Below are 26819 nucleotides of genomic sequence, written 5' to 3' on the forward strand. Positions count from 1 at the left end.
CCGGTCAAACGAATTACGGCTGTCCCGTCAGACAGTCACCGGCGGTGTCTCCTCCAGAGGGAAGTGGCATGCCGCCCCGTGGACGGGCCCCGGGGGCGGAGGCGCGGGGAGCTCCTCGGCGCACAGGTCCCGCGCCCGCCGGCACCGGGTCCGGAACCGGCATCCGGACGGAGGGTCGGCCGGTGAGGGGATCTCCCCGGTGAGCACGATGCGCTGCCGTTCGCGTCCGCCACCGGCCGCGGGGGAGGGGGCCGCCGACAGCAGCGCCTCCGTGTACGGGTGGCGCGGCCGCTCGTAGACCTCCTCCGTCGGGCCCGTCTCGACGATCTTGCCGAGGTACATCACGGCGACCCGGTCGGCGAGGTGCCGCACCACGGACAGGTCGTGCGAGATGAACACGTACGACAGCCCCAGCTCGTCGCGCAGGTCGCACAGGAGGTTGAGCACCTGCGCCTGCACCGACAGGTCCAGCGCGGAGACGGGTTCGTCGCAGACGATGACCTCCGGCTCCAGCGCGAGGGCGCGGGCGATGCCGATGCGCTGCCGCTGTCCCCCGGAGAACTCGTGGGGATGACGGCTCGCGTCCGACGGGCGCAGGCCGACCATCTCCAGCAGCTCGGCCACCCTGGCCGCCCGCTTCGACGCGGGTACGAGACCGCGGTGGGTCAGCCAGGGCTCGCCGATCAGATCCGCCGCGCACAGACGGGGGTTGAGCGAACCGAACGGGTCCTGGAAGACCATCTGCACCTTTCGGCGCCAGGCGAGCAGTTCCGCACCCGACAAGGCGAATGGATCGACTCCCTCGTACCGCACGGTGCCCGCGTCCGGCCGCTCCAGCCGCAGGAGGACCCTGGCCAGCGTGGACTTGCCGCACCCGGATTCGCCGACGAGACCGAGGGTCTCCCCGCGCCCCAGGGTCAGGTCCACCCCGTCCAGTGCCCGCAGCCGGGTCCCGCCTCGCACGGTCCGCCGGACCGCGAAGCTCTTGGCCAGACCGGTGGCCTCCAGCAGTGCCCCGTGCTCAGGCATCGGCCAGTTCCTTCCCGAAGTGGCAGGCGGCCGCCCGGCCGGCCCCGGTACCGGTCAGCGCCGGACGGTGGGTGGCACAACGCTCCCGGGCCATGGGACAGCGCGTACGGAAGGCACAGCCGGCCGGCACCGCACCCGGGTCCGGCGGGCTCCCCGGGATGGAACTCAGGCGTGAGCCCCGGTGCTGCTCGGCCGGTACTGACGCCAACAGGCCCTGTGTGTAAGGGTGGTGGGGCTTGCCGAACACCTCGGTGACCGGCCCGGTCTCCACCACCGTCCCCGCGTACATGACGGCGACCCGGTCCGCGTGTTCGGCGGCGAGCCCGAGGTCGTGCGTGATGAGGACGAGAGCCGTCCGCTGTTCGCCGCGCAACTCGCCGAGGAGGTCCATGATCTGCGCCTGCACGGTGACGTCCAGTGCCGTCGTGGGCTCGTCGGCGATCAGGACCTTCGGCCGCAGGGCGACCGCCGTCGCGATCAGCAGGCGCTGACGCATCCCTCCCGAGAACTGGTGCGGATAGGCGTCCGCCCGGGACCGGGCCTCGGGGATGCCCACGCGTTCCATCAGTTCCACCGCCCTGGCCTTGGCCGCGCGCCGGGACGCGCCCTCGTGGATGCGGAACGGTTCGGCGAGCTGGGTGCCGACCGTGAGGACGGGGTTGAGCGCGCTCAGCGCGTCCTGGAAGACCATGGCCACACCGGGGCCGGCCAGCCGGCGTCGGGCCCGTGCCCCGAGCCCGAGCAGGTCCTCGCCGTCGAGGCGCACCTGCCCGCCCACCACCTGCGCGACCGGGTCGAGCAGGCCGGCGACGGCGTGCGCGGTCATGCTCTTGCCGCAGCCCGACTCGCCCAGCAGCGCCAGCGTCTCTCCCGACCGCACGGAGAAGCCGACGCGGCGGACGACGTGGACGGGTCCGGCCGGGGTGTGGACGTCGACGGACAGGCCGTCAACGACCAGGACGTCGGCCGCCGTGGACCGTTCGGTGCCGGCGGGACGGCTGCCGACGGGAGCGGCGGTCGTGTCCGGTGCGGCGACGGCAGGGCCACGAGTTGCCGGGCCCGCGTTAGCCGCGCGCGACCACCGGGCACGCCGCCCACTCCGCCGTACGCCCTCCCGCCACCGCTGCCCCGGGTCCGTCGTCATCCGGGCCCAGGAGGCGAGCACGGTCGCCGAGACGGTCGTGAGGACGATCGCGAGCCCCGGGAAAAGTGCGATCCACCACGAACTCTGCAACTCCTGCCGCCCCTGGGCCACCATCAACCCCCAGCTGACGTCCGGCGGCTGGATGCCGATGCCCAGGAAGCTCAGCGACGACTCGGCCAGCATCACGAAGCAGAAGTCGAGCGCGGCGACGGTGAGCAGCGTCGGCAGGACACTCGGCGCGACATGCCGGCGGATGGTCGCCCAGCTGCCCGTGCCGAACGTACGGGCCGCGTCCACGAACAGCCGGCTGCGCAGCTCCGCCGCCTCGGCCCGGGCCGTGCGCAGATACACGGGGATCCGGGCGACGGCCAGCACCAGCACGATGCTCGCCGCACTCGGCGAGAACACGTACAGCACCACCACGGCCAGCAGCAGGGAGGGGAAGCTGAGGATCACGTCGGCCACCCGCAGCGACACGTTCTCGCGCCAACCGCCGTGATACCCGGCCCACATGCCCCACACCGAGCCGATCACCAGTGAGCACAGCACGGCCGGCACCGCCACGGCCAGTGTCGTCCCGGCCGCGGTCAGCAGCCGCGCGGCGACGGGCCGGCCGAGGGAGTCGCTGCCGAGGACGAAGGCCCAGCCGTGGTCGAGGCTGAAGGGAGGCCGGCCCGGGGCCCGCAGGTTCTGACCGGTCGCCAGCTCCCCGGCCAGCAGCGGTCCCAGGACGGCGCACACGGCGACCAGGAGGAGGACGAGGGTCGCCGCGCAGGCGAACCGGTCCCGGAGCAGCAGGGTGAACCACCGGCGGCGTACGGGCGTATCGCCCGTCTCGGATGTGGCTTTCTGAAGCATGTCCCGTCCTTGGCTCATGCCGCCGCCCGCTGCCGTGCCCGAGGGTCGACCAGCGCGTGGCAGAGGTCCACCAGGATGTTGAGGGCGAAGATCGCCAGAGCGGTCAGGAGTACGGCCGCCTGAAGCACCGCGAAGTCGCGCTGGAGCACCGAGTCGATCATGAGCTTGCCGATGCCGGGCCAGCCGAAGATCGTCTCGACGACGACGGCCCCGTTGACCAGCCCCACGGCCAGATCGCCCGCGACGGTCAGCGCCGGTGCGGCCGCGTTGCGCAGGGCGTGCCCGAAGACCACCCGGGGCTCGGACGCCCCCTTGGCACGGGCCACCTTCACGTACGGGGCGGACAGCGCGGAGACCATGGCGCCCCGCACCACCTGGACCAGGACGCCGAACGGGCGGATCAGCAGCGTGACCACGGGCAGCACCCACGCCGCGGCGCCGCTCGTGCCGGAGGTGGGCAGCCAGCCCAGGGTGACCGCGAAGACCAGCACGCCCATGATGGCGATCCAGAAGTCGGGGACGCTGGCCGCCGTGGAGGACAGGAAGCTCGCGATCCGGTCGGTCGCCGAGTTCGGACGGTAGGCCGCCAGGCTGCCGATGACCACGGCGCCCACGATGGCCAGCAGCATCGTCCAGCCGGCGAGTTGGAGGGTGGCGGGGAAGGCCCGCAGGACCGCCTCGCCGGCCGGCTGGGCGGTGCGCAGCGACTCGCCGAAGTCGAGGTGGGCGACCTGGCCGAGGTAGTCGCCGAACTGGCTGATCAGCGGGTCGTCCAGGCCGTTGCGGGCGGCGAACTCGGCCCGCATCTCGGGCGTCGCGCTCAGCGGCAGGTACAGGTTGGCGGGGTCGCCGGTGAGGCGGGCCAGGAAGAACACGCCGAGAACCACCACGAGCAGTGGGACGACGCTGGAGACCGCGCGGCGGCGCAGCAGGGTCAGCACGTGATGTCCTCCCTCAGTCCGCGCGCCGCATGTCGGCGAGCCGCATCTCGTCGTTGGTGGCCGGATCGGGCCGGTAGCTGACCTTGGGGGAGAGGGCCAGCAGGCCGGTCATGTTGGCCATGACGGCGTCCCGTACGACCTTGTCGTTCTGGTGGGCGAACGCGTCCGCGAACGCCTGCTGCCGTTTCCCGCCCGAGGCGAGTTCGGCCTGTTCGATGAGCGTGTCGAGCGCGGCGGTGCCGTAGCTGCTCTGGGCGCCCTTGCTGCCGTAGATCTGCCCCATCGTGAACGCGGCGTCCCCCGCCTGGTTGCCGTGCTGCGCCTGGAGGAGGGTGGGGCCGGTGTCGCCGGCGGGGAAGGGACGCAGCAGGTACTCCAGCCAGGCGTTGACGTCGAGCATCTTGATCCTGACCTTCAACCCGGCCTTGATCAGGCCGTCCTGGACGACTTCCATGGCCTCGGCGGCCTTCGGGTAGATGCCGTTGCGGCCGATGATGGTGAGGGTGGTGTCGGTGCGGACTCCGTCGGCGCGGGCCTCGGCGACGAGCTTGCGGGCACGTTCCGGGTCGTAGGGCCACGGCCGCAGGCGCGGGTTGTGGCCGGTGACGCCCTTCGCCACGAGCTGACCGGTGGGCCGGCCGGCGAAGACCGCCGTGACCAGACCCTCCCGGTCGATGGCGTAGTTGACGGCCTGCCGGATGCGGATGTCGTTCAAGGGCGGCTCGGTGGCGTCCATCCGCAGGTAGGAGACCTCGTTGGTGGCGAACTCGACGGCCCGGTCACCCGCCCCGTCCTCCGGCGCGAGGCCGATCGCCACATCCGCCTCGTTGTTCGTCACCATCGCCGCGCGCACACTGCCCTCGGCGCGCCAGACATACGCGGCGGCGGCGAAGTCGGGGGTCTTGCCCCAGTAGCCGGGGAAGCGCTTCAGCCGTAGATAGCGGCCCTGGTTCCACTCGTCGATCCGGTAAGGCCCCGTGCCCACCGGCTCGCGCACCCGGGAGTCGGGGTCGGTGCTCGGCGGCACGATCTCGACGAAGGACAGGCGCAGCGGCAGGATCGGGTCGGGCTTCGCCGTGGTGACCCGGAGCGTGGTGTCGTCGAGGGGCGTGGCGGTGAGCTCGCTGTCGGCGAAGATGTAGCCGTCGACGTTGCAGTCGATCCCCGAGTCCGTGGCGCGTTTCACGGAGAACGCGGCCGCTGCCGCTGTGAACGGTGAGCCGTCGTGGAAGGTGACACCCCTGCGGAGGGTGAAGGTCCACGAAGTGGCCGAATCGCGGGTCCACTTGGTGGCGAGGGCGGGTTCCAGGCGTCCGGTGGACGGTTCGCGCTCGGTGAGCGCCTCGGTGATGTTGGCCCGAGTCACCCGGCCCGTCGCGGTCAGCGAGGCGTCGCAGGGTTCGAGCGTCGGCGGTTCCTCGGGCAGGACGATGCGCAGGGTGTCCGGGCCGCCTCCGATGGGGTCGGCGCCGGCCACCGAGCAGCCGGAGGCGGCGAGCAGGACGGCGAGGGACGCGACGATCGGACGACTGCGGGATAAGCCTGAACCGGTCACTGCGCCTGCCGCGTTCACTACGCCTCCCGCGTTCGCTCGCGTACACAACAGAGAACGTCGTTTAGATATGTGGACACCATGTGGGCGATCATTATTGGGCTGGCGAGGCGGAGCGCGTCAAGAGGTGTGCATCGGTTCCCAACTCGCCGAACCTCTTGACGTGTTGATTGCCGTCCTAAAACATTCGGGAAACTCGATTGGTTCTGCGCGGTTCTGTTCGCTCTCGAAGGGAATTCATGTCCAGCAGACATCGCCTCGCCCGGGCACTGGCGGCCGGCGTCCCCCTGGTACTCGGTGCGGGACTCGTGACCGCACCTCCTGCCGCTGCCGCCGAACCGCCCGGCAGCGCGGTCACGGTACGGATCGACCCGTCCTACCGGCAGCAGGAGTTCGAAGGGTGGGGGACGAGCCTCGTCTGGTTCGCCAACATCACCGGCCGCTACCCGGAACCCATCCGGCAGAAGCTCGCCGACATGCTCTTCGGTGAGGACGGCCTCCGCCTCAACATCGCGCGCTACAACATCGGCGGCGGCAACGCCCCGGACGTCCGCAAGGACTACATGAAGACCGGCGCGACGATGGACGGCTTCTGGAAGGCCCCCGAGGGCACCACCAGGGAGGACACCGACTGGTGGAACCCCGGCAACCCCGACCACTGGGACTGGTCCGCCGACCCGGGCCAGCGCTGGTGGGTGGACCGCGTCAAGAAGAAGGTCACCCGCTGGGAGGCGTTCAGCAACTCCCCGCCCTGGTTCCAGACCGTCAGCGGCTACGTCTCGGGCGGCTTCGACGCGGGCACCGATCAGATACGGGCCGACCGCGTCGACGACTTCGCCACCTACCTGGTCAAGGTGACCGAGCAGCTGGAGAAGAAGCACCGCATCAGGTTCGACACCATCGCCCCGCTCAACGAGCCCAACACCAACTACTGGGGCACCCAGATCGGCCCCGACGGACAGCCCACCGGGGGCCGTCAGGAGGGCGCGCACGCCGGCCCGGAACTCCAGCAGAAGGTCGTACTGGCCCTGCACCGCGCACTGGAGAAATCCAGGACCCGCGCGACGATCTCCGCGATGGACGAGACCAACCCCAGCACCTTCGTCCGCAACTGGAACGCCTACGACGGCTCCGCCCGCGCCGCCGTCGACCAGCTCAACGTGCACACGTACGGCACCGGCATGCGCACCAGCGCCCGGGACAGCGCCAAGGCCGCGGACAAGCCGTTCTGGATGAGCGAGGTCGAGGGCACCTGGGGGACCGGCACCGACTTCACCGGCATGGAACCGGGGCTCGGCATCGCCACCCGGGTCGTCGAGGACATCCGTGAACTGGAGCCGTCCGCCTGGGTGTTGTGGCAGCCGGTCGAGGACTCCATCCCGCAGGCGGCGGCCGGCAAGAACTGGGGCAGCATCCACATCCCGTTCAACTGCACCGCGCAGGACACCCTGGAGACCTGCCCGATCCGCGCCAACACCAAGTTCCACACCCTGCGCAACTTCACCCACCACATCCGGCCCGGCGACCACTTCGTCAAGGCCGACGACCCCTCCAGCGTCGCCGCCGTACGCAAGTCCGGCCGCGGAGCGACCGTCGTGCACGTCAACAACGGCACGGCCCCGCGCGCCGTGACCCTGGACCTCTCGCGGTTCAAGCGTGTCGCCCCCGGCGCCACCGTCACGCCCGTGGTGACCAGCGCCGACGGAGCGCTCGTCCGCGGCACACCGGTGAAGGTGAAGGACGACTCCGCCACGGTGACCGTCCCGGCGAAGTCGGTCACCTCCCTCCTCGTCGACGGCGTTTCCGGCACCTCCGAGGACGCCGCGCTCGTCCAGCCCGGCCACGTCTACCGCCTCCAGGGAGCCCAGAGCGGCAAGTCCCTGGCCCCGTCCGCCGACGGCAAGGGCGTCGTCGTCCGTACGGCCGACCCGGGTGCCAAGTCCCAGCTGTGGTCCGTGGAACAGCTGACCCGCGGCGACGGCAACCGTGACCGCTATTCCCTCGTGAACGCGCAGACGGGCGAACGCCTCGCCGTACGGGACGACGACGCCGTCCTGGAGGACGCCGACACAACCGCCGCGCAGTGGATCATGTCGACCACCGGGGACGGCACCTGGACCTTCGTCAACGCCGCCACGGGCCGGCTGCTCGACGTCGTCGGGCAGTCGACGGCGGACGGCGCCCGCGTGTCGGCCCTCCTCCCCACCTCCACCGCGAACCAGCGCTGGGCCGTGACCGACGAGACGGTGCTGCGTACGCAGCCGGCCGAGGCGTTCACCGTCCCCGGCCGCGCGCCCGAACTGCCTGACACCGTGACGCCCGTCTTCCGGGACGGCGCCCGAGGCGCGCTCCCCGTGCAGTGGACACTGCCCTCCGAGGCGCGCTGGAGCAAGCCCGGAACCGTGCGGGTCAAGGGCAAGGCGACCGACGCCCTCGGACGGACCGTCCGCGCCGAGGCGGTGGTCACCGTGGACACCATCGCCTCCACCCTCCCGGCCCGCGCCAAGACCTACACCGGCGGACGGCCCGGCCTGCCCGCCACCGTCACCGGCGTCGGACGGCACGGCGGAACCGCCGGCCTCCCGGTCACCTGGGACCCCGCTCCCGACGGCGCGTTCGACGACGCCGGAGTGGTGACCTTGCGCGGCACCGCCCATGTCCCCGGCGGTTCCGAAGCGGCGGCGACCGTACGCGTCCAGGTCACCGCAGCCCGGGAGAAGAACACCGCGCCCGACGAGGGCGTGACGGTCGGCGCGACCTACACCGAGAGCGGCTACTCCGCCGAGGGCCTGCGCAACGGCAACACCTCCGAGAAGGCCTGGTCGAACTGGAGGTCCGGCACGAAGAACCCGTCCGACACCATCACCTTCACGCTGCCCGAGGCACGCGATCTGACCCGGGTCGTGACCCACTTCCACCGCGACGGCACCAACGTCAGCTTCGCGGAGTCCCTCAAGGTGCAGGTGCGCGGGGCCGACGGCACCTGGACCGACGCGAGCGGGACCGTGCCCGTCGGTACCGAGGGCACACCCGTCGTCGACGTCCCGGTGCGTGCCTCCGGCCCGGTGACCGGGGCGCGCGTGGTCATGACGGCCCGGCCGGGCGGCTACATCACCCTCGGGGAGATCGAACTCTTCGCCAGGACACCCGGCGCCTCCGCGGACGCCGCCGCCGCGTCGGTCGAGGTGGACGGCGTGGCCATCGGCGGCTTCGACCCGGACCGGACGGAATACCGCGTGAGCACCGGCCGCCCGGACCGGGCGAAGGTCACCGCCACGCCGCGCGATCCGTACGCGAGCGTGACGGTCCGCAAGGAGACATCACGCCTGGCCGTCGTCACCGTGAGCAGCGAGGACGGCTCGCGGGCACGGCAGTACAGGATCGAGCTGACCCGCTCCTGACACACGGGAACGCGGGGCGTGCCAGCCGGACACGCCCCGCGTCGTCCCCAGGGGTCAGTCAGAGGGATCAGGCAGCGGGATCAGACCGCCGGAGCCGGGTACGTCGGGTACTCCACCCCGGACACGTGCTGCACGACACGGATGACCTGGCAGGAGTAGCCGAACTCGTTGTCGTACCAGAGGTAGAGGATCGCGTTGTCGCCCTCGACCTTGGTGGCGCCGGCGTCGACGATCGAGGCGTGGCGCGAGCCGATGAAGTCGCTGGAGACCGCGTCGGGGGCGCTGATGAAGTCGATCTGGCGCTTCAGCGGCGAGGTCAGCGACACCTCGCGCAGGTAGTCGAGCACCTTCTGGCGGGTGGTCTCCCGCGCGAGCTGCAGGTTGAGGATCGCGATGGAGACGTCCGGCACCGGGACCCGGATGGAGCTGCCGGTGATCTTCGCCTTGAGGTCGGGCAGCGCCTTGGCGACGGCGGAGGCGGCACCCGTCTCGGTGATGACCATGTTGAGCGGCGCGCTGCGGCCCCGGCGCTCGGACTTGTGGTAGTTGTCCAGCAGGTTCTGGTCGTTGGTGAACGAGTGGACGGTCTCCACGTGCCCGCGCTGGACCCCGAACTCGTCGTCCATCGCCTTCAGCGGCGGCACGATCGCGTTGGTGGTGCAGGAGGCGCAGGACAGGATCTGCTCGTCCGGCTTGATCGTGTCGTGGTTGACGCCGTGCACGATGTTCGGGACGTCGCCCTTGCCGGGCGCGGTCAGCACGACCTTGTCGATGCCCGGGCGCAGGTGCGTGGACAGGCCCTCGCGGTCGCGCCACTTGCCGGTGTTGTCGATGAGGATGGCGTCCTTGATGCCGTACGCCGTGTAGTCGACCTCGGACGGGTCGTTCGCGTAGATCACCTTGATCGCGTTGCCGTTGGCGACGATCGTGCTGTTCGCCTCGTCGACGGTGATCGTGCCCTGGAACTGGCCGTGGATGGAGTCGCGGCGCAGCAGGGACGCCCGCTTGACGATGTCCTGCTCGCCACCGCCGCGCACGACGATGGCCCGCAGCCGCAGACCGTTGCCCGAGCCGGCCTTCTCGATCAGCAGCCGGGCGACGAGCCGGCCGATGCGGCCGAAGCCGTAGAGGACGACGTCCCGGCCCTCGCGGCGCTCGATCTTGTTGGCGCCGGTGGCTCCGGCGACGGCCTCGGCGGTGAACTCTGCGATCGACAGACCGCGGTCGTCCTCGCGGTACGTCGCGGCGAGCATGCCGATGTCGATCTGGGACGGCCCGAGGTCGAGCTCGGCCAGGGTCTGCAGGAACGGCAGCGTCTCGGTGACGGAGAGCTCCGCACCGGCGATCTGCCGGGCGAACCGGTGGGTCTTGAGGATGCTGACCACCGACTTGTTCACCAGGGAGCGGCTGTGCAGCAGGACGGTCACGTCCCGCTCCCGGTGCAGCTTCCCGATGATCGGGATCATCGACTCCGCGATCTCCTCGCGGTTCTTCCAGTTGGTGAACGAGTCGTCGTTGACAGTCACAGATCCATCTTTCGAGCTAGGCGGCGCTCATATGTTAAACCGTCGATTTCTGGATCATGAACGGGGTACCTCCGGAGCGTTCCGCCCCTCCGGAACGCCGCACTCCACGAGCCCCTCGCGCCCTCGCCTGGGATGATCGGAACAGCGCCGCCACGCGAAAGGGACGCTCATGGACTTCGACGCTGTGGCCGACGAGCTGTACGCCCTGCGGCCGGAGGAGTTCACCGCCGCCCGCTCCTCGGCCGTGGCCGCCGCCCGCACGGCCGGCGACCGTGAACTCGCCGAGCGGATCGGCACGTTGCGCAAACCCAGCCTCGCGGCCTGGGCCAGCAACCTCCTGGTGCGCAGCCGGCCCGGCGATGTCGAGCCCCTGCTCCGCCTGGGCGAAGGGCTGCGGCAGGCCCACCACTCCCTGGACCGCACACAGCTGCGCGAACTGAGCCGGCAGCAGCACGCGCTCATCCGCGCCCTGTCGGCTCAGGCCCGGCAGCTCGCCGTGGAGGCCGGCCATCCGATCGGCGAAGGCGTGCAGCGCGAGGTCGAGAACACCCTGCACGCCGTCCTGGCCGACCCCGAGGCCGCGGAGGCATGGGCGAGCGGCCGGCTGGCCAAGCCGCTCAGTGCCGCCGTCGGATTCCCGGCCGCCGCCGCGAGCGCCGTGGCGGAGGGCACCGTCCCGGGAGGTGCCACGACACAGGGTCGCCCATCCGCCGCGACGGCTCCCTCCCGTCCGGACCGGAAGGCCGGCGAGCAACAGCGGCGACGCCTGGCGCAGGCCCGCCGGGAGGCCGAGACCGCCGACCGGGAGCTGCGGGCGCTCAAGGACGAGGCGGCGGCCGCCGGACGGGCCACGGAGGAGGCGAAGCAGCAGGTGGACCGCCTTCAGCGGCGCGTCGGCGAACTCACCGAGGAACTGGCCCGTACCAGGGAGGAGCACCAGCAGGCTCGCTTCGCCGAGCGGTCGGCCCGGGAACGGGCGCGCACGGCCGACCGCCGCGTCCGCGAAGCGGATCGCAAAGCCGCGACGGCCGCCGCCCAGCTCGAACGCCTGACCTCGCCGGACGGCCGGTAGACGGGCCGGTAGGCGGGCCGGTTCTCGTGGGGCGGGTCGGCCAGGCGGATGTGCCGGTTCTTATGGCCTTCCCGTCACCGGGAACCGGTCTGCCGTCGGCGCCGATCTTCGGCCCGTACAACCGTCCCAGCCCGCCCGCGTCGCCCCGGAGAGCCCCGCCGCGGCCCACACGGCCCACCGCCGGAGCCGATCCTCCGTCAGAGGGAGAAGGCGCCGGTGAGGACGGCACCGGCGGTCATCACGAGCGTGGTGGCGAAGGCCCATCGGAAGATGAAACGCTGGTGCTCGCCGAGCTGGACGCCGCTCATGCCGACCAGGATGAACGTGGCGGCGGTGAGCGGGCTGAGCGGGAAACCCGTCGTCATCTGGCCGAGAATGGCGGCCCGGGCGACCTCGGCCGGATCGGTGCCGAAGCCCTGGGCCGTCTCGGCGAGGACGGGCAGGACACCGAAGTAGTAGGCGTCCGGGGTGAAGACCAGACTCAGCGGCATACCCGTGACGGCCACGAGGACCGGCAGATGGGCGCCGAGGGAGTCCGGTATCACGGACACGAGCGCCCCGGCCATGTCGTCGATCATCCCGGTCCCGGTGAGGACCCCGGTGAACACACCGGCCGCGAAGATCATGGTGGTCACGAGGACGACGTTCTTCGCGTGCCGGTCGAGCAGTGCCTGCTGCTGTTCCCACGTGGGGTGGTTGACCAGGAGAGCCACCGCGAACCCGAGGACGAACAGCACCGGCAGCGGCAAGACCTCCAGGATCAGCGTCACGACGAGCACGACGGTCAGCAGCAGGTTGAAGAGCGTCAGCGGGCGCGGCGCGGGCGCGGCGACCCGGACGGCACCCGGCCCGTCACCCGGCGCGGTGGCCTTCACGGGGACCGGTTCGTCGTCGGGCGCGGTGGCCCGCACGGGGACCGGTTCGTCGTCGGGCGCGGTGGCCCTCGCGGGAACCGGCTCGTCACCGGGCGGGGAGGCCGTCACCGTAACCGGCTCGCCGGCGGCCTCCCCGCCCGGCCCGGTGAGAGCGCCGAGCCGCTGCCGCTCCCGGCGGCCGATGAGCCAGGACGCCACCAGGACCCACGCGATCCCGAATCCCATCGCGGGCAGCACCGGGGTGAAGACGTCCGAACTCTCCAGCTTCAGTGCCGCCATGGCACGCACCGTCGGCCCGCCCCAGGGGATCATGTTCATCACGCCCGCCCCCAGGCAGACGACCCCGGACAGCACCAGCGGACTCATGCCCAGCTTCCGGTAGACGGGCAGCAGCGCGGAGACGGTGATGAGGAACGTGGAGGCGCCGTCGCCGTCCAGGGCCACGCACAGCGTGAGAACGGCCGTGGCGACGGTGACGCGCATCGGATCGCCCTTGGCCAGCCGCAGCAGACCGCGGATCAGCGGATCGAACAGGCCCGCGTCCACCATGAGGCTGAAGTACAGCACGGCGAAGGCGATCATGATGCCGGTCGGCGCCACCTTCGACAGCCCGTCGAGCACCATCCCGCCCAACTCGCCCGCGAACCCGCCCGCCAGCGCCGCGAGCACCGGAAGCAGCACCAGCGCGACCAGCACCGAGACCCGTTTGGTCATGGTGAGCAACAGGAACAGGGCGATCGTGGCGAAGCCCAGGGCTGCCGGCATGGTGGCGCTCGCTTTCTCGGGTCGCGGTCCCCGGCGGCGGAGAGCGGGGCGTACGGGGATAGCCGAGAGTGTCCGAGCGCCGGATGATCCCTGTCCAGCATCAAACCGGCATCTGTCCATGCGATCCCCGCATCAATCGGCTCGCTCTGACGTACGCTTCCCGGCCATGGATGCCACCCTGCGTCAGCTGACGGCGTACGCGGCCGTCGCCCGGGCGACGAGTTTCACCGCGGCGGCCGCCCAGTTGGGCGTCTCGCAGTCGTCCCTCAGCCGCGCGGTGGCCGACCTGGAGCGGCAGGTCGGCGCCCAACTGCTCGAACGCGACACGCGCAACGTGCAGTTGACCGCCGCGGGCGCCGAGGCGCTGCGGATCGCCGAGCAGATCCTCAGCGCCCACCGGGCCGGGATGAAGGAACTGGACCGCTTCCTGCTCGGCGAGTCCGGCACCGTCGCCGTCGCCACCCTGCCGTCCGTCGCCGCGGTGCTGCTTCCGCAGGTCATCTCCGGCTTCCGCACGGACCGGCCGCGCGTCGCCGTACGTCTGCTGGACGGCCTGGAACGGGCCGTGCTGAACCGGGTTCTGTCCGGCGACGCGGACTTCGCCATCACCACGGTCGGCGTGCCGCCCGAGCGGCTGGAGCACCGCCCGTTGGTGCGCGACCGTTTCGTCGCGGTCCTGCGCGAGGACCATCCGCTCGCCGCCCGCGACGAGGTCGGCTGGGCGGAGCTGGCCCGCGAGCCGTTCCTCGCCGTCGGACGGGACTCGAGCGTGCGGCGGCTCACGGACGCCGCGTTCGGCCAGGTGGACGCACGTGCCGTACCGGCGGCGGAGGCCGGCAGTGTCGCTACGGTCGGCGGACTGGTCGCCGCCGGCCTCGGGGTGAGCGCACTGCCCGCCCTGGTGCTGCCGCTGCTGGGCACCGGCCCCTTCGTGTTCCGGCCGCTCGTCGACCCCGTGGTCGACCGGCGCCTCGACATCGCGCTGCGCGCCCGCCGTACCCTCCCGCGCGTCACGGAGCACTTCTTGGAGACGCTCGAGGACTTCCGCGCCCAGGGCAGGGACCTGCCGCCGGGAGTCTCCTGGGCCTGAGCACCGGCGAGAACCGATTCATGCGCGAACCGCATGGATTGATGGCCTTCTATTGCTGGACAGGCATTTCTGGACCTCGGCAGTCTGAAGAACCGACCAGCTGAGCCGAGGGGACGCATCCGTGCCGGACAAGGACATGCCGAACGCCACCGGACAGGGGCAGTTGCGCGGACTGAAAGTGGTCGAGTTCGCTCATGTGGTGGCCGGTCCGCTCGCGGGTTCGATGCTCGCCGACCAGGGAGCGGACGTGGTCCACGTCGAACCCCCGGGCGCCGGCGACGCCGCCCGCGCGATGGGGCCCCGGCGCAACGGCGTTCCCCTGTGGTTCAAGGTGGCCGCCCGCAACAAGCGCTCCGTCACGCTCGACCTGCACCACGAGGCGGGCCGGGCGGTCGCCCACCGGCTCGTCGCCTGGGCGGACGTCGTCATCGTCACCCTGCGTGCCGGGCGCCTGCGCCGCTGGGGCCTCGACTGGGAGGCCGTGCACCGGATCAACCCGAAGGCCGTCCTGCTGCAGATCTCCGGCTTCGGCGCCACCTCCAGCCAGGCCGACGCACCGGGGTTCGGCAAGATGGGCGAGGCCCGCAGCGGCGTCGTGCATCTGACCGGTTCCCCCGACGGGCCGCCCGTCCACACCGGTTTCTCGCACGGCGACGCCGTGACCGGCCTGATGGGCGCCTACGCCGTCCTCGCCGCTCTCCACCGGCGCGACCACGACCCCGGGTTCGACGGCGAGTGGATCGATCTCGCCCTGTTCGAGCCCCTGTTCCGGCTCGTCGAGTGGCAGGTCATCGTCCACGACCAGCTGGGAACCGTGCCGCAGCGCTCCGGCAACCAGCTGGCGGTCGCGCCCGCCGCCGTGATCAACACCTACCGCTCCCGCGACGAGCAGTGGATCACTGTGACCTCCGCGACCCCGCGCTCGGTGCGCAACGTGGCCAGGCTGCTGGGGCTGCCGGAGGAGGAGTTCGCCACGTCGGAGCAACAGCACGCACGGCGCGGGGAGTTGGACGACGGGCTGCGGGAGTGGGTGGCCGGGCGCACCGCCGCCGAGTGCCTTGAGGCCTTCGCCCGCGCCGAGGTGGTGGCCTCCCGGGTGTTCGACGCGGCCGACATCGCCTCCGACCCGGTCTACGCGGAGCGCGGCGACATCGTCACCGTGGACGATCCCGACCTGGGCGACGTCCGGATGCAGGCGGTCATCCCGCACTTCCGGCAGCGCCCCGGCCGCGTCTGGCGCACCGGGCCGGCGCTGGGCCAGGACAACGACCTCGTGTACCGGGACTGGCTCGGGCTGAGCGACCAGGAACTGGCCGAACTGGAGAAGAACGATGTCGTCTGAACCCCACAGCACGACGACCCCCCGTCCCCCGCTCCGCTCCCTCCTCTTCGTCCCAGGACTCCGCACGGACTGGCTGCCCAAGGCGCGCGCGGCCGGTGCCGACGCCGTCGTCCTCGACCTGGAGGACGCGGTGCCCGCCCCCGGCAAGCCGCTCGCCCGCGCCCGCGTGGCCGAGGCCCTGGCGGAGGCCGCCGCGGAACCGGCCGGCGGCATGGCCCTGTTCGTCCGCGTCAACCCGCTCGGCGACTGGACCGCCGCCGAGGAACTGCGTGCCGTCGTACGCCCCGGACTGGCCGGGGTGGTCCTGCCCAAGGTGCACACCGACGCCGACGTACGGTTCGCGGACCGCCTCATCGGCTGGTGCGAACACGAGCACGGCATGCCCGCCGGCGCGACGGCCCTCGTCCCGCTGCTGGAGTCGGCCCGCGCCCTGCACGACGCCTACGACATCGCCGCCGCGGCCCCCCGCGTCGCCTACGTCGGCGCCCTGACCGCACCCGGCGGCGACGTGGAGCGCGCCGTCGGCTACCGCTGGAGCCCGCAGGGCACCGAGACCCTGGCCCTCCGCTCCCGCGTCCTGCTCGACGTCCGCGCCGCCGGAGTGCCGTGCCCCGTCACCGGACTGTGGACGGACATCGCGGACCTGACGGGCCTGCGCGCCTTCGCCGAGCAGAACCGCGCCCTCGGCTACGAGGGGATGATGGCCGTCCACCCGACCCACGTCCCCGTGATCAACGAGGTCTTCGCGCCCACCCCCGAAGAGGTGGACCGCTGTGCGCGCCTCGTCGCAGCCGTGGAAGCGGCCCAGCGCGACGGCGTCGGCGCCCTCACCTTCGAGGGCCGGATGGTCGACGAGGCCATGGCCGAAACCGCACGGACGGTGCTAGCGCGACACGGACACGGCTGACACCATCCCGCCACCGCTCCGAAGCGCGATCATCGATGCTGTGACGGAGCTCACAGTGCATCAACAGGGCTGCCGCACCAAGCCGCACAGGGGCCACACCGGGCAGCACCAGTACGACACGAAAATTGAACCCTTCGTTTTCTTGAATCATTCGTGTTTGTGCGGCTAGGTTGTCCGCCATGACCGCATCCCGGAACCCCACCGTCGCCGAGGAACTGCGCGGCGCCGGCCTGAGGGTGACGGCCGCCCGCGTCGCACTGCTCCAGGCCGTGCGGGACGGCGACCACCTCGGCGCCGAGTCGATCGCCTCCGAGGTACGCGGCCGCGTCGGCCACATCTCCGTCCAGGCCGTGTACGAGGGGCTCCACGCACTCACCGCGGCGGGACTCATACGCCGCCTCGAACCGCCAGGCAGCCCAGCCCTGTACGAGGGACGGGTCGGCGACAACCACCACCACCTCGTGTGCCGGTCCTGCGGGGCCGTCGCCGACGTCGACTGCGCGGTCGGCCACGCCCCCTGCCTGACCGCGTCCGACGACCGCGGCTTCGCCGTGGACGAGGCCGAGGTCATCTACTGGGGCCTGTGCCCCGCCTGCTCCACCGCCCGCAGCACCTGAGCGACGTGATCCACCCGAGCACCGTGATCCACCCCGTCCGGAAGGATTTCCATGACTGAGAACCACGACGCGATCGTCACCGACGCGAAGCAGGAGGAGACGAGCGGCGGCTGCCCCGTGGCGCACGGCCGCGCCCTGCACCCCACCCAGGGTGGCGGCAACCGTCAGTGGTGGCCGGAGCGCCTCAACCTGAAGATCCTTGCCAAGAACCCCGAGGTGGCCAACCCGCTCGGTGAGGAGTTCGACTACGCCGAGGCGTTCCAGGCCCTCGACCTCGCGGCCGTGAAGCAGGACATCGCGGAGGTGCTGGCCACCTCGCAGGACTGGTGGCCGGCCGACTTCGGCAACTACGGCCCTCTGATGATCCGTATGGCCTGGCACAGCGCGGGCACGTACCGCATCAGTGACGGTCGCGGCGGCGCCGGCGCCGGCCAGCAGCGCTTCGCCCCGCTCAACAGCTGGCCGGACAACGGCAACCTCGACAAGGCCCGCCGTCTGCTGTGGCCCGTGAAGAAGAAGTACGGCCAGAGCATCTCCTGGGCCGACCTCATGATCCTCACCGGCAACGTCGCCCTGGAGCAGATGGGCTTCGAGACCTTCGGCTTCGCCGGCGGCCGCGAGGACGTCTGGGAGCCCGAGGAGGACGTGTACTGGGGCCCCGAGACCACCTGGCTCGACGACAAGCGCTACACCGGCGACCGCGAGCTGGAGAACCCGCTCGGCGCCGTCCAGATGGGCCTCATCTACGTCAACCCCGAGGGCCCGAACGGCAACCCGGACCCGATCGCCGCGGCCCGCGACATCCGTGAGACGTTCCGCCGCATGGCGATGAACGACGAGGAGACCGTCGCCCTGATCGCCGGTGGTCACACCTTCGGCAAGACCCACGGCGCGGGCCCGGCCGACCACGTCGGCGCCGACCCCGAGGCCGCCTCCATGGAGGAGCAGGGCCTGGGCTGGCGCAGCACCTACGGCACGGGCAAGGGCGGGGACGCCATCACCTCCGGCCTGGAGGTCACCTGGACCTCGACGCCCACCCAGTGGAGCAACGGGTTCTTCAAGAACCTCTTCGAGTTCGAGTACGAGCTCGAGCAGAGCCCGGCCGGCGCCAACCAGTGGGTGGCGAAGGACGCCCCGGAGATCGTCCCGGACGCGCACGACTCCTCCAAGAAGCACCGCCCGAAGATGCTCACCACCGACCTGGCGCTGCGCTTCGACCCGATCTACGAGCCGATCTCCCGCCGGTTCTACGAGAACCCGCAGGAGTTCGCGGACGCCTTCGCCCGCGCCTGGTTCAAGCTGACCCACCGTGACATGGGCCCGAAGTCGCTGTACCTCGGCCCGGAGGTCCCGGAGGAGACCCTGATCTGGCAGGACCCGCTGCCCGAGGCCGAGGGCGAGCCCATCGACGACGGGGACATCGCGACCCTCAAGACGAAGCTCCTCGAGTCGGGCCTGTCCGTCTCGCAGCTGGTCACGACCGCCTGGGCCTCGGCTTCCACCTTCCGCGGCAGCGACAAGCGCGGCGGTGCCAACGGCGCCCGCATCCGCCTGGAGCCGCAGCGCGGCTGGGAGGTCAACGAGCCCGACGAGCTGGCCCAGGTGCTGCGCGTCCTGGAGAACATCCAGCAGGAGTTCAACGCCGGCGCCGGCGCCAAGAAGGTCTCCCTGGCCGACCTGATCGTCCTCGGTGGCACGGCCGCCGTCGAGAAGGCCGCCAAGGAAGCCGGCTTCCAGGTGGAGGTCCCCTTCACGCCGGGCCGCGTGGACGCGACGGAGGAGCACACCGACGCCGAGTCCTTCGAGGCGCTCGAGCCGACCGCCGACGGGTTCCGCAACTACCACGGCAAGGGCAACCGCCTGCCGGCCGAGTATCTGCTGCTCGACAGGGCGAACCTGCTCACGCTGAGCGCCCCCGAGATGACCGTCCTGGTCGGCGGCCTGCGGGTGCTGGGCGCCAACTACCAGCAGTCCCAGCTCGGCGCCCTCACCACGACGCCCGGCTCGCTGACCAACGACTTCTTCGTCAACCTGCTCGACCTGGGTACGACGTGGAAGGCGACCTCCGAGGACCAGACCACGTTCGAGGGCCGCGACGCGGCCACCGGCGAGGTCAAGTGGGCCGGCTCCCGCGCCGACCTGGTCTTCGGCTCGAACTCCGAGCTGCGCGCGCTCGCCGAGGTCTACGCGAGCGACGACGCGAAGGAGAAGTTCGTGAACGACTTCGTCGCCGCGTGGGTCAAGGTCATGAACCTGGACCGGTTCGACCTGGTCTGATCACCTCCGCATGACAGCACGCCCGGGCCGGGAGGCCCGGGCGTGCTGCTGGTTGCCTGAGGAACCGTCAAAAGCCCTTCAAAGTAAGAACATCACTTACCCAACTCTCACCATGAAACGGCAAGGACCGCGGTCGGGCGCCCGGTCGGGCATACGTTCTGGCCGTGAACTCACATGCCACCGCCCACAGAGGCACCGGCCCTGAACCGCACCCCTTCGCCGGTCCACGGCCGACCACAGGCGGCACCGTCCGCCGCACTCTCCTGCGCACCGCGCTGACCGGGGCCGCGGCCCTCGGCGCGGGCCTCACGGCCGCCCGCCCGGCCACCGCCGTCACGGGCGCACCCACCGTCACGAGCGCACCCGCTGCCGGACCGCGGCCCGCCACCCCGCAGGAGGCCCTCGCGGAACTGGCCGCGGGCAACCGCCGCTGGCGCGCCTTTCGCGAACGCCACCCGCGCGAAACCCCCGCCGTCCGGCGGGAGTTGACCACCGCCCAGCACCCCTTCGCGGTCGTGCTCGGCTGCATCGACTCCCGCGTGCCCCCGGAGCTGGTCTTCGACCAGGGGCTGGGCGACCTGATGACCGTGCGCACCGCCGGGGAGGTCCTGGACGAGGCCGTACTCGGCAGCGTCGCCTACGGCGTCCTGGAACTGGGCATACCGCTGGTCGTGGTGCTCGGGCACCAGTCGTGCGGCGCGGTGCGTGCCGCGGTCGAGGCGGAGCAGTCCGGTGGGCGTCTGCCCGCCCACATCCAGTACCTCGCCGACCAGATAAGCCCGGCCATAGACCACAGCGCGGAAGGGGACGCGCGGATCGACGCCACCGTCGACGCCAACGTCCGCCTCGTCCGCTCCCGGCTGGCCGCGGAGCCCGACCTCGCCGCCAAGGTCGGCACCGGCCGGCTGGCGATCGTCGGCGCCCGTTACGAACTGACCAACCAGGCGGTCCACCGCGTCGTTTGAGAACCGGCCCGGCCCGCGTACGCCACCGCGGGCCGGGCCGCCCGTCTCACGCCCGCAGCGGATTGAAGCGCGCCGCCGCCATCAGGTACCAGGCGGTCGCGCCCGTGTGCCGGTACGGGTAGTAGCCGAAGCCGAACCCGGTGTCCAGCGGACTGCTCGCGGAGACCACCCCGGCCCGCTCGGGCAGCGCCTTGCCGCCGACGGTCTGACCGGCACCCAGCAGCTCCTGTGCGCGCTCGGTCGACGTGAGCAGCCGCCGGGCACGCGCCTCGTCCCCCCGCTTCCCACGGTCGCGCAGAGCGAGCGCGAGATGAGCCGTCCCCTCGAACCACACACCGTTGCGGTCGGGCTTGGGCTGGCCCTCCGCGATCGGCGCGTCCTCCTTCGCCACCAGGCTCGCGGAACTGAAGGTGACGCCCTCGTACGACTGCCCCGCGGGCACCGTGCTGTTCGTGCGGCCCGCGTGATCCAGGACGGCCAGCTCCGCCACGGCCCAGTCCAGCGAACGGGCGTACCCGCCCGTGCGGGAACCGAGCGCGAGATGGGTCCAGGTCTGGGTGTCCTCCGGAATCGGGGACTTGTTGATGGTGACCCCGTCGTTGGTGCCGGTGTAGAAGAAGCCCCCGGCCGGCTCCCACATCCGGCGCACGAAGGCCTCGGCCCGCGCACGCCGCTGCAGCCACACCTTCTGGCCGGTCAGCCGGGCGAGCCGGCCGAAGAGGCACACCAGGTCGGTGTTGTGCTCGGTCGACGTGAACGGCAGCGGCTGGTTCGCCCCGTCGACCCCGAACTTGTAGCCGCCGAGGGGTTCGTCGGTGCGGCCGGTCCGCTCGATCCACTCGCCGATCCGTACGGCACCGGTGAGGAAACGACGCGCCCCCGTACGGCGGGCGAGGGCGCTCAGCGCGATGCCCGCCCAGGCCATGTCGCCCACCGCCGTGCCGGTGAAGCCGAACTGCGTACCGACGTTGGCGGTGCCGTCCGCGCGGACGAAGCCGTCGGGCTGGAGCGAGCCGTCGTAGAAGGTGTACGGCCCGACGTTGTAGGCCTGCCGGAGCCTGCCGTCGTCGTACGCCGGGTCATGAGTCTGCGCGTAGAGCAGGGCGTCGCCCAAGGCTGTGGCCCTGGCCGGGCTTTCGGGCCTGCGGGCCGCGAGGTGGGCCAGGATCGCCAGGGCGTTGTCGTAGGTGAACGCGGTGCTGAAAAGGCCCGCCTGGTCGGTGTAGCTCTGGGTCAGGCGGATGCTGCCGTGGTCGGGGTAGGCATCCATGGCGGCGGCGAGAAAGGCGCGTCCCCTGGCCTGGGCCGACAGCGGGCCGGCCTCCGTCGCCCGCCCGGCGCTGTCCGGACCCGTCGCCAGGGCCTGCCCGGAGCCTGCCGCGGCGATCCCCGCGGCGCTGATGCCGAGGCCGGCACCGATGAGCGAACGCCGGCTCGGCGCCGGGCCTTGTCTGCCAGTCATGGATCTCCTTTGAGAGCGCTCTCAGCACTGGGCGCTCATTGTGCTGGGGCCCTCGGGGCGGGTCAACGCCCCGGCAGGAAAGGAGAGTTCCAGAAGAAGTCGAACGGGAAGGCGACCGCCGGGTGGATCACTCGCAGACGATCTCGTCACGCGGCGTGTAGTGCGTGCGGAACGGCTCCCGCTTCACTTCCCTGCCGTCGTTGTAGAAGACCCGCTCCACGGTGACGTCGAACCCTTCGAGTGGCGTCTGCGGCACGCACTCCTTGTCGTCGCTCACCTTCTTCCCGGGCTTCTTCACCTCGGTGCGCGGGCCCTTGACCGACTTGATCTCGTCGTACTTCCTGGTGCCGAGGAAGGAGACGGTCACGGACGTGTCCGTGGACTCGGCCTGGATGTAGATCGCCTTGCCGGAGTCGTTGGTGAACCTCAGATCCAGGCTGCCCCAGGCGACCGTCGCCTCGCGGCCCTCCGGATAGCGCTCGATGTAGAAGGAGTGCGCGCCGTGCTCCACGGGCTTGACCCCGGCGAAGAACAGCGCGTTGTACACGGTCGTCGCCACGGACGAGACGCCACCGCCCGACGCCTTCGTGAACTGGTCGTTGAGGATGATGATGCCCTCGACGAAGCCGTTGGCCTCGGTGCGCTCGCCGACGGTCCGGTTGAAGCTCCAGGTCTCGTCGGGCCTGACCAGGGAGCCGTTGATGAGTTCCACGGCCCGGCCGATGTTCTTCGTGCGGTACTCCGCCGGTTCGAAGTGGACGGTGAAGGAGGACATCTTCTCCGTCAGCCCCAGCTCGGCTGCGTTCTCGCGGGTGACCTCGGGCCGGGTCCGGTCGACGGCCACCTCGCCGCTGCGGTCCGCGCCCGACCTGGTGAGCAGCGGCAGCACCGCCTTGCCCAGCGCCTTGTCGGTGACCTTCTGGCCCACCGTGGCGTCCTCGGCCACCACGGCCTTGTCGCCGTCCGGCCGGAGCTTCGCGTTCCGGGCGGTCCTGGTGACGTCGTTCAGCGGTCCGGCCACGGCGGGATCATCGCGCAGCCCCTCGGCGTCCAGCTCCGGTCTCAGTCTTCCGCCGCCGTCCGGCCGCATCGCCAGGTGGTCGCCCAGGACGGCCGGTCCGACCGTGAACCGCTCGCCGCCCGCGGTGAGCGTGACGGGCGCCGACATCGCCGGCTCGGCGAACGTGCGCACCGCCCGCCGTACCTCGTCGGCCGTGACCTTCGGCCGGGTCTCGCGGGCGGGCAGCGGCGTGACCGAGCGGGTCTCGCCCCGCAGGAAGGAGGAGCGCAGCGGGCCGACCGCGTCGTCCACGTCCAGCGCGTACCCCGTGCGGGGTGCGATCTGCTCGACCCGCCCGTCGTCGAAGGCGACGGCACCGTCCCGGACCTTTTGGTCGAGCTCCTTCGCCACCTGACCGAGGGCGGTCCGTGCCTTGTCCTCGTCGAGGCGTACCACCGGCTCGATGTCACCGCCCGAGCGGAAGAACCCGCCGATCACGCTGACCGGGCCCGCGCCGGTGCGTGCCGCCCGGTCGACGGTCTCCTCGACGTCGAAGGAGAGCCCGGCGCGCCGCGGATCGACCATGCCCGTGCGGTCACCGACCCTCACGGGCAGTTCCCGCGCACCGGCCGTATCCAGGTGCCGCTCCAGCTTCCGCACCGCCTCCGCGCGGCTCAGACCCCCGATCTCCACGCCACGCACCGTCGTACCGGAGTCGATCTCCCCGCCCGTCAGCATCAGCCCGGCGAGATACAGCCCGCCGACACCCACGGCCAGCGCGCCGCCGGCCAGGGCCAGGGGCGGGAGGGACGTGATGCGCGGGACGGAGGTTATGCGGGGGCGCATGGGTCTCCTGGAGATCGATGACGACGGTGCACCCGGTGACGCGACGCTGCTGCGGGCAAACACGTCAAGCTATCCACATCCGGGCGGCAAAGCGGTATGGCCCAGACCACTTATGTCCGAGATCACGCCGGAACCGGCTGGTCCGTACCCGTATACCTGCAGAGCCACAGAGTGATAACGGCGAACAACTGTCCGGTGGTTGGCGCCGTCTACGCCGACATGAAGATTTCTTTCCTGATTCACAACGCCTATGGAATCGGAGGCACGATCACCACCACGTTCAACCTCGCCGGGGCGCTCGCCGAGCGGCACGACGTGGAGATCGTCTCCGCCTTACGCCACCGCGAGCACCCCAACCTCGTCCTGGACCCCCGGGTGCGGCTGCGCGCGCTGGTGGACCTGCGCAAGGAGGCGGACCATCCGCTGCACCAGAGACCGGCGAAGGTCTTCCCGTCCGCCGAGTACCGCCACCGCCAGTACAGCGAGCTGACCGACCAGCGGATCGGCGAGTGCCTGGAGGCGATCGACACCGACGTCGTCATCGGCACCCGCCCCGGCCTCAACGTGCACATCGCGCGCCAGGCCCCGCAGCGCGTCCTGCGCGTCGGGCAGGAGCACCTCACCCTCGACAACCACCCGCCCGCCCTGCGCACCGCACTGCGCCGCGCCTACGGCCGTCTCGACGTGATCACCACCGTCACGGAAGCGGACGCCGCGGCCTACCGGCGCAAGATGTGGCTGCCCGGCGTCCACGTCGAGGCCCTCCCCAACAGCGTCCCCGACCCCGCGCTGCCGCCCGCCGACGGCACCGCCAAAATCGTCATCGCCGCCGGCCGGCTGGTTCCGGTGAAGCGCTACGACCTGCTCATCGAGGCGTTCGCCCAGGTCGCCGCCGCCTTCCCGGACTGGCAGCTGCGCATCTACGGCAAGGGCGAGGAACAGCCCAGGCTGCGGGAACTCATCGAACGGCTCCGGCTGTGGAACAACGTGTTCCTGATGGGGGCCGCCACCCCCATGGAGGCCGAATGGGCCAAGGGCTCGATCGGCGCGGCCGCGTCCAACTTCGAGCCGTTCGGCATGACCATCGTCGAGGCGATGCGCTGCGGACTGCCCGTCGTCAGCACCGACTGCCCCTACGGCCCCGGCGAGATCATCGAGGACGGAGCCGACGGCCGGCTGGTACCGGTCGGTGACGCCGACGCGCTCGCCTCGGCCCTGCTGGAACTCGTCGGCGACGACGAACGGCGCCGCCGCATGGGCCGCACCGCCCTGGAGAACGCGCGCCGCTTCGCCCCGGGCCCCGTCGTCGCCCAGGCCGAACGCATCCTGGAGGACGCCCTCAGGGCCCGGAGCACAGGCGGACGGACCTCCACTCCGCAGCACCACCGGACGAACAGCGCACTGATCGGCCGGAGCCACGCCGCCCGCGACGCGGCCCACGCCGCGGCCGCCGGCGCACTGCGCGCGATACGTAAGGGACGCCGATGACCACGCACCTCGACACCCACCCGCGCACCCACTGCGCCGTCGACGCGGACGGCCGCATCACCTTCCGCCTCCCGCCGGCGCCGGCCTCCCACCCCCGGCTGCTGCTCCGGCTGCGACCCAAGAAGGGCCGCCCCGAGACGACGCTCCACCTCCTCGACCTGGAGCCCGGCCGGGCCGACGGCGGCCTGCACGCCGTACTGGAACCGCACCCTGCCCTCGACGAAGGCCGCTGGGACCTGTACCTGGTGCCGGAACCGGGAGCCGAACGACAGCGGCTGCGCCCCGGCCTCAAGGACCTGCGCGCCCTCGTCGACGGCCACCTGCGCGACCGGCCCTCACCGGTCGCCGTCAGGATCCCGTACGTCACGAAGGACGGCTTCCTCGCGCTCAGGGCATGGCGGCGCACCGCCCACGCGGAGGCCGGCACCATCGACGTCACGGAACAGGCCATGACGATCGAGGCCCGTCTGCACGGCGCCGAACTCCATGAGGACGCCACCGTACGGCTGCGCCTGCGGGGGACCGGCACCGTACGGGACCTGCGCCCCCGGATCGACGACGACGGCAGGGGCTTCTCCTTCACCGCCGGCCAGGAGGACCTGACGGGTGGCGACGAAGCCCGGGGCCGGATCTGGGACGCCTTCGTCCGGCCTGCCGCCGACGCGTCGCCGGTCAGGATCGGCCGGCTCCTCGACGACGTGGCGGACCGCAAACACGTCTTCGTCTACCCGGCCCTCACGGCGGGCGGATCCTCCTTGCGCCCCTACTTCACCGTCGACAACGACCTCGCGATCGAGGTGACACCCACCGAATCGCCGATATGCCCGAAATGAAAATTCCTGGACTCCCGGATGGCTGTTTCGTCGGTATGTCGCGACAGGCGTGTGTGGATTCTGTGTAAAGCAGCGGCAAAAAGGTCAGGCGCTCGTCCAGAACAGCCGTAAACACCAAGGGGACTTGCGGCAATAAGCAAACTCAAGTACCTAGATGAATCATGAACCTGTTCAACCGCGTCGTGCCGTCCCGTCGGCAGGCGCCGCCAGTCCCCCCACAGCGTCCCGTCGGCGCACCGGCTTCCCCCACCGCGGTCCTGCCCGACCCCGACCTGGCGAATCTCACCGGCGAATGGGTCGTCGACCCTGCTCACAGCAGGATCGGCTTCTCCGTCCGGCATGCCATGGTGACCACCGTGCGCGGTTGTTTCCTGGAGTACGAAAGCCTCCTCTACTTCGACGCGCGCAACCCCGCCCGATCGCGGGCCGACCTCACGCTGTTCACCGCCAGCGTCGACACGGGGGTGGAACAACGCGACGCCCACCTGGTCGGCCGGGACTTCCTGGATGTCGCGACCTATCCGCGTATGCGCTTCACCAGTACCGCGGTGGAGCAGATGGGGGCCGACCTCTTTCACATGTCGGGCGAGCTCACCATCAAGGGCATATCACGGCCTGTCGTCCTGGAGATGACCTATATCGGGCACGTCACCGACCCCTTCGGTTATGAAAGGGTCGGATTCGACGGCACCACCACCATCAACCGTTCCGACTGGGGCCTGACCTACAACAGCAGGCTGGCCGAGGGAGGTGCGATGGTGAGCGAGAAGGTGCGCCTGCAACTCGACATCGCCGCCATCCGCACGCCCCCGGCGGCCGGCTGACCGCG

19 protein-coding genes are annotated in these 26819 nt (G+C 71.3%); 11 read left to right on the plus strand and 8 right to left on the minus strand.

What is annotated here, in order from left to right:
• Positions 1–27: 27 nt before the first annotated feature.
• The 4 genes from ACH4G3_RS17570 to ACH4G3_RS17585 are packed head-to-tail and all read right to left on the minus strand — an operon-like array spanning position 28 to position 5527.
• Positions 28–1029 (minus strand): ABC transporter ATP-binding protein, encoded by a 1002-nt coding sequence (locus ACH4G3_RS17570; RefSeq protein ID WP_397625307.1) that lies wholly within the window; start codon positions 1027–1029, stop codon positions 28–30.
• Positions 1022–3031: a dipeptide/oligopeptide/nickel ABC transporter permease/ATP-binding protein gene (locus ACH4G3_RS17575; protein WP_397625308.1), complete on the minus strand. Its 2010-nt coding sequence runs from the start codon at positions 3029–3031 to the stop codon at positions 1022–1024. Before ACH4G3_RS17575 ends, ACH4G3_RS17570 begins: the two co-directional genes overlap by 8 nt.
• A 14-nt stretch (positions 3032–3045) precedes the next feature.
• Positions 3046–3972: an ABC transporter permease gene (locus tag ACH4G3_RS17580; protein WP_397625309.1), complete on the minus strand. Its 927-nt coding sequence runs from the start codon at positions 3970–3972 to the stop codon at positions 3046–3048.
• Between the two features lie 13 nt (positions 3973–3985).
• A complete protein-coding gene (locus ACH4G3_RS17585) occupies positions 3986–5527 on the minus strand; it encodes an ABC transporter substrate-binding protein (protein ID WP_397625310.1) in 1542 nt (513 codons plus the stop codon).
• A gap of 236 nt (positions 5528–5763) precedes the next feature.
• Here ACH4G3_RS17585 and ACH4G3_RS17590 point away from each other — a divergent pair, with 236 nt between their 5' ends.
• Positions 5764–8925, plus strand: coding sequence for an RICIN domain-containing protein (locus ACH4G3_RS17590; protein WP_397625311.1), 3162 nt, complete (start codon positions 5764–5766; stop codon positions 8923–8925).
• A gap of 80 nt (positions 8926–9005) precedes the next feature.
• On the opposite strand, the gene ACH4G3_RS17595 is transcribed toward ACH4G3_RS17590, so the two are convergent.
• The gene (locus ACH4G3_RS17595; protein WP_397625312.1) at positions 9006–10451 is read right to left on the minus strand and encodes a glyceraldehyde-3-phosphate dehydrogenase; all 1446 of its coding nucleotides are present in this window, start codon (positions 10449–10451) and stop codon (positions 9006–9008) included.
• A 169-nt stretch (positions 10452–10620) separates the two neighbouring features.
• Between ACH4G3_RS17595 and ACH4G3_RS17600 the strand changes: the two genes are divergently transcribed.
• Positions 10621–11523, plus strand: coding sequence for a coiled-coil domain-containing protein (locus tag ACH4G3_RS17600; protein ID WP_397625313.1), 903 nt, complete (start codon positions 10621–10623; stop codon positions 11521–11523).
• A gap of 197 nt (positions 11524–11720) precedes the next feature.
• Here the strand turns inward: ACH4G3_RS17600 and ACH4G3_RS17605 are convergent, their stop codons facing one another.
• Positions 11721–13163: a CitMHS family transporter gene (locus ACH4G3_RS17605; protein ID WP_397625314.1), complete on the minus strand. Its 1443-nt coding sequence runs from the start codon at positions 13161–13163 to the stop codon at positions 11721–11723.
• A gap of 166 nt (positions 13164–13329) precedes the next feature.
• On the opposite strand from ACH4G3_RS17605, the gene ACH4G3_RS17610 reads away from it, so the two are divergent.
• The 6 genes from ACH4G3_RS17610 to ACH4G3_RS17635 all read left to right on the plus strand — a co-directional run bounded on the left by ACH4G3_RS17610 (position 13330) and on the right by ACH4G3_RS17635 (position 20361).
• The gene (locus ACH4G3_RS17610; RefSeq protein ID WP_397625315.1) at positions 13330–14253 is read left to right on the plus strand and encodes a LysR family transcriptional regulator; all 924 of its coding nucleotides are present in this window, start codon (positions 13330–13332) and stop codon (positions 14251–14253) included.
• Positions 14254–14389: 136 nt separating this feature from the next.
• Complete coding sequence (locus ACH4G3_RS17615) at positions 14390–15595, plus strand: CaiB/BaiF CoA transferase family protein (RefSeq protein WP_397625512.1); 1206 nt, start codon at positions 14390–14392, stop codon at positions 15593–15595.
• Positions 15585–16502 carry an HpcH/HpaI aldolase/citrate lyase family protein gene (locus ACH4G3_RS17620; protein WP_397625316.1) on the plus strand — a complete coding sequence of 306 codons (918 nt, stop codon included), beginning with the start codon at positions 15585–15587 and terminating at the stop codon, positions 16500–16502. Before ACH4G3_RS17615 ends, ACH4G3_RS17620 begins: the two co-directional genes overlap by 11 nt.
• Before the next feature lie 179 nt (positions 16503–16681).
• Positions 16682–17119: a Fur family transcriptional regulator gene (locus ACH4G3_RS17625; RefSeq protein WP_354742483.1), complete on the plus strand. Its 438-nt coding sequence runs from the start codon at positions 16682–16684 to the stop codon at positions 17117–17119.
• Between the two features lie 51 nt (positions 17120–17170).
• Positions 17171–19396: a catalase/peroxidase HPI gene (katG, locus tag ACH4G3_RS17630; RefSeq protein WP_397625317.1), complete on the plus strand. Its 2226-nt coding sequence runs from the start codon at positions 17171–17173 to the stop codon at positions 19394–19396.
• 164 nt (positions 19397–19560) lie between these two features.
• Positions 19561–20361, plus strand: a complete 801-nt coding sequence (locus tag ACH4G3_RS17635) for a carbonic anhydrase (RefSeq protein ID WP_397625318.1) — start codon at positions 19561–19563, stop codon at positions 20359–20361.
• 46 nt (positions 20362–20407) lie between these two features.
• On the opposite strand, the gene ACH4G3_RS17640 is transcribed toward ACH4G3_RS17635, so the two are convergent.
• Positions 20408–21823 (minus strand): Tat pathway signal sequence domain protein, encoded by a 1416-nt coding sequence (locus ACH4G3_RS17640; protein ID WP_397625319.1) that lies wholly within the window; start codon positions 21821–21823, stop codon positions 20408–20410.
• A 127-nt stretch (positions 21824–21950) separates the two neighbouring features.
• Entirely contained in the window at positions 21951–23669 is a 1719-nt protein-coding gene (locus tag ACH4G3_RS17645; protein ID WP_397625320.1) for a VanW family protein, read from the minus strand.
• Between the two features lie 219 nt (positions 23670–23888).
• Here ACH4G3_RS17645 and ACH4G3_RS17650 point away from each other — a divergent pair, with 219 nt between their 5' ends.
• The 3 genes from ACH4G3_RS17650 to ACH4G3_RS17660 all read left to right on the plus strand — a co-directional run bounded on the left by ACH4G3_RS17650 (position 23889) and on the right by ACH4G3_RS17660 (position 26814).
• Complete coding sequence (locus ACH4G3_RS17650) at positions 23889–25157, plus strand: glycosyltransferase family 4 protein (RefSeq protein WP_397625321.1); 1269 nt, start codon at positions 23889–23891, stop codon at positions 25155–25157.
• Complete coding sequence (locus ACH4G3_RS17655) at positions 25154–25990, plus strand: transferase (protein WP_397625322.1); 837 nt, start codon at positions 25154–25156, stop codon at positions 25988–25990. Before ACH4G3_RS17650 ends, ACH4G3_RS17655 begins: the two co-directional genes overlap by 4 nt.
• A gap of 161 nt (positions 25991–26151) precedes the next feature.
• Positions 26152–26814 carry a YceI family protein gene (locus ACH4G3_RS17660; protein ID WP_397625323.1) on the plus strand — a complete coding sequence of 221 codons (663 nt, stop codon included), beginning with the start codon at positions 26152–26154 and terminating at the stop codon, positions 26812–26814.
• Positions 26815–26819 lie beyond the last annotated feature (5 nt).

This window comes from Streptomyces afghaniensis (genome assembly GCF_044327915.1).
GTDB classification, from domain to species: domain Bacteria; phylum Actinomycetota; class Actinomycetes; order Streptomycetales; family Streptomycetaceae; genus Streptomyces; species Streptomyces afghaniensis.

What these genes read in the sequence shown, in the direction of transcription:
- ACH4G3_RS17660 (WP_397625323.1), top strand. Translation starts at nt 26,152, where the DNA reads ATGAACCTGTTCAACCGCGTCGTGCCGTCCCGTCGGCAGGCGCCGCCA.
- ACH4G3_RS17640 (WP_397625319.1), bottom strand. Translation starts at nt 21,823, where the DNA reads ATGACTGGCAGACAAGGCCCGGCGCCGAGCCGGCGTTCGCTCATCGGT.
- ACH4G3_RS17605 (WP_397625314.1), bottom strand. Translation starts at nt 13,163, where the DNA reads ATGCCGGCAGCCCTGGGCTTCGCCACGATCGCCCTGTTCCTGTTGCTC.
- ACH4G3_RS17570 (WP_397625307.1), bottom strand. Translation starts at nt 1,029, where the DNA reads ATGCCTGAGCACGGGGCACTGCTGGAGGCCACCGGTCTGGCCAAGAGC.
- ACH4G3_RS17575 (WP_397625308.1), bottom strand. Translation starts at nt 3,031, where the DNA reads ATGCTTCAGAAAGCCACATCCGAGACGGGCGATACGCCCGTACGCCGC.
- ACH4G3_RS17615 (WP_397625512.1), top strand. Translation starts at nt 14,390, where the DNA reads ATGCCGAACGCCACCGGACAGGGGCAGTTGCGCGGACTGAAAGTGGTC.
- katG (WP_397625317.1), top strand. Translation starts at nt 17,171, where the DNA reads ATGACTGAGAACCACGACGCGATCGTCACCGACGCGAAGCAGGAGGAG.
- ACH4G3_RS17655 (WP_397625322.1), top strand. Translation starts at nt 25,154, where the DNA reads ATGACCACGCACCTCGACACCCACCCGCGCACCCACTGCGCCGTCGAC.
- ACH4G3_RS17620 (WP_397625316.1), top strand. Translation starts at nt 15,585, where the DNA reads ATGTCGTCTGAACCCCACAGCACGACGACCCCCCGTCCCCCGCTCCGC.
- ACH4G3_RS17590 (WP_397625311.1), top strand. Translation starts at nt 5,764, where the DNA reads ATGTCCAGCAGACATCGCCTCGCCCGGGCACTGGCGGCCGGCGTCCCC.
- ACH4G3_RS17600 (WP_397625313.1), top strand. Translation starts at nt 10,621, where the DNA reads ATGGACTTCGACGCTGTGGCCGACGAGCTGTACGCCCTGCGGCCGGAG.
- ACH4G3_RS17645 (WP_397625320.1), bottom strand. Translation starts at nt 23,669, where the DNA reads ATGCGCCCCCGCATAACCTCCGTCCCGCGCATCACGTCCCTCCCGCCC.
- ACH4G3_RS17610 (WP_397625315.1), top strand. Translation starts at nt 13,330, where the DNA reads ATGGATGCCACCCTGCGTCAGCTGACGGCGTACGCGGCCGTCGCCCGG.
- ACH4G3_RS17625 (WP_354742483.1), top strand. Translation starts at nt 16,682, where the DNA reads ATGACCGCATCCCGGAACCCCACCGTCGCCGAGGAACTGCGCGGCGCC.
- ACH4G3_RS17650 (WP_397625321.1), top strand. Translation starts at nt 23,889, where the DNA reads ATGAAGATTTCTTTCCTGATTCACAACGCCTATGGAATCGGAGGCACG.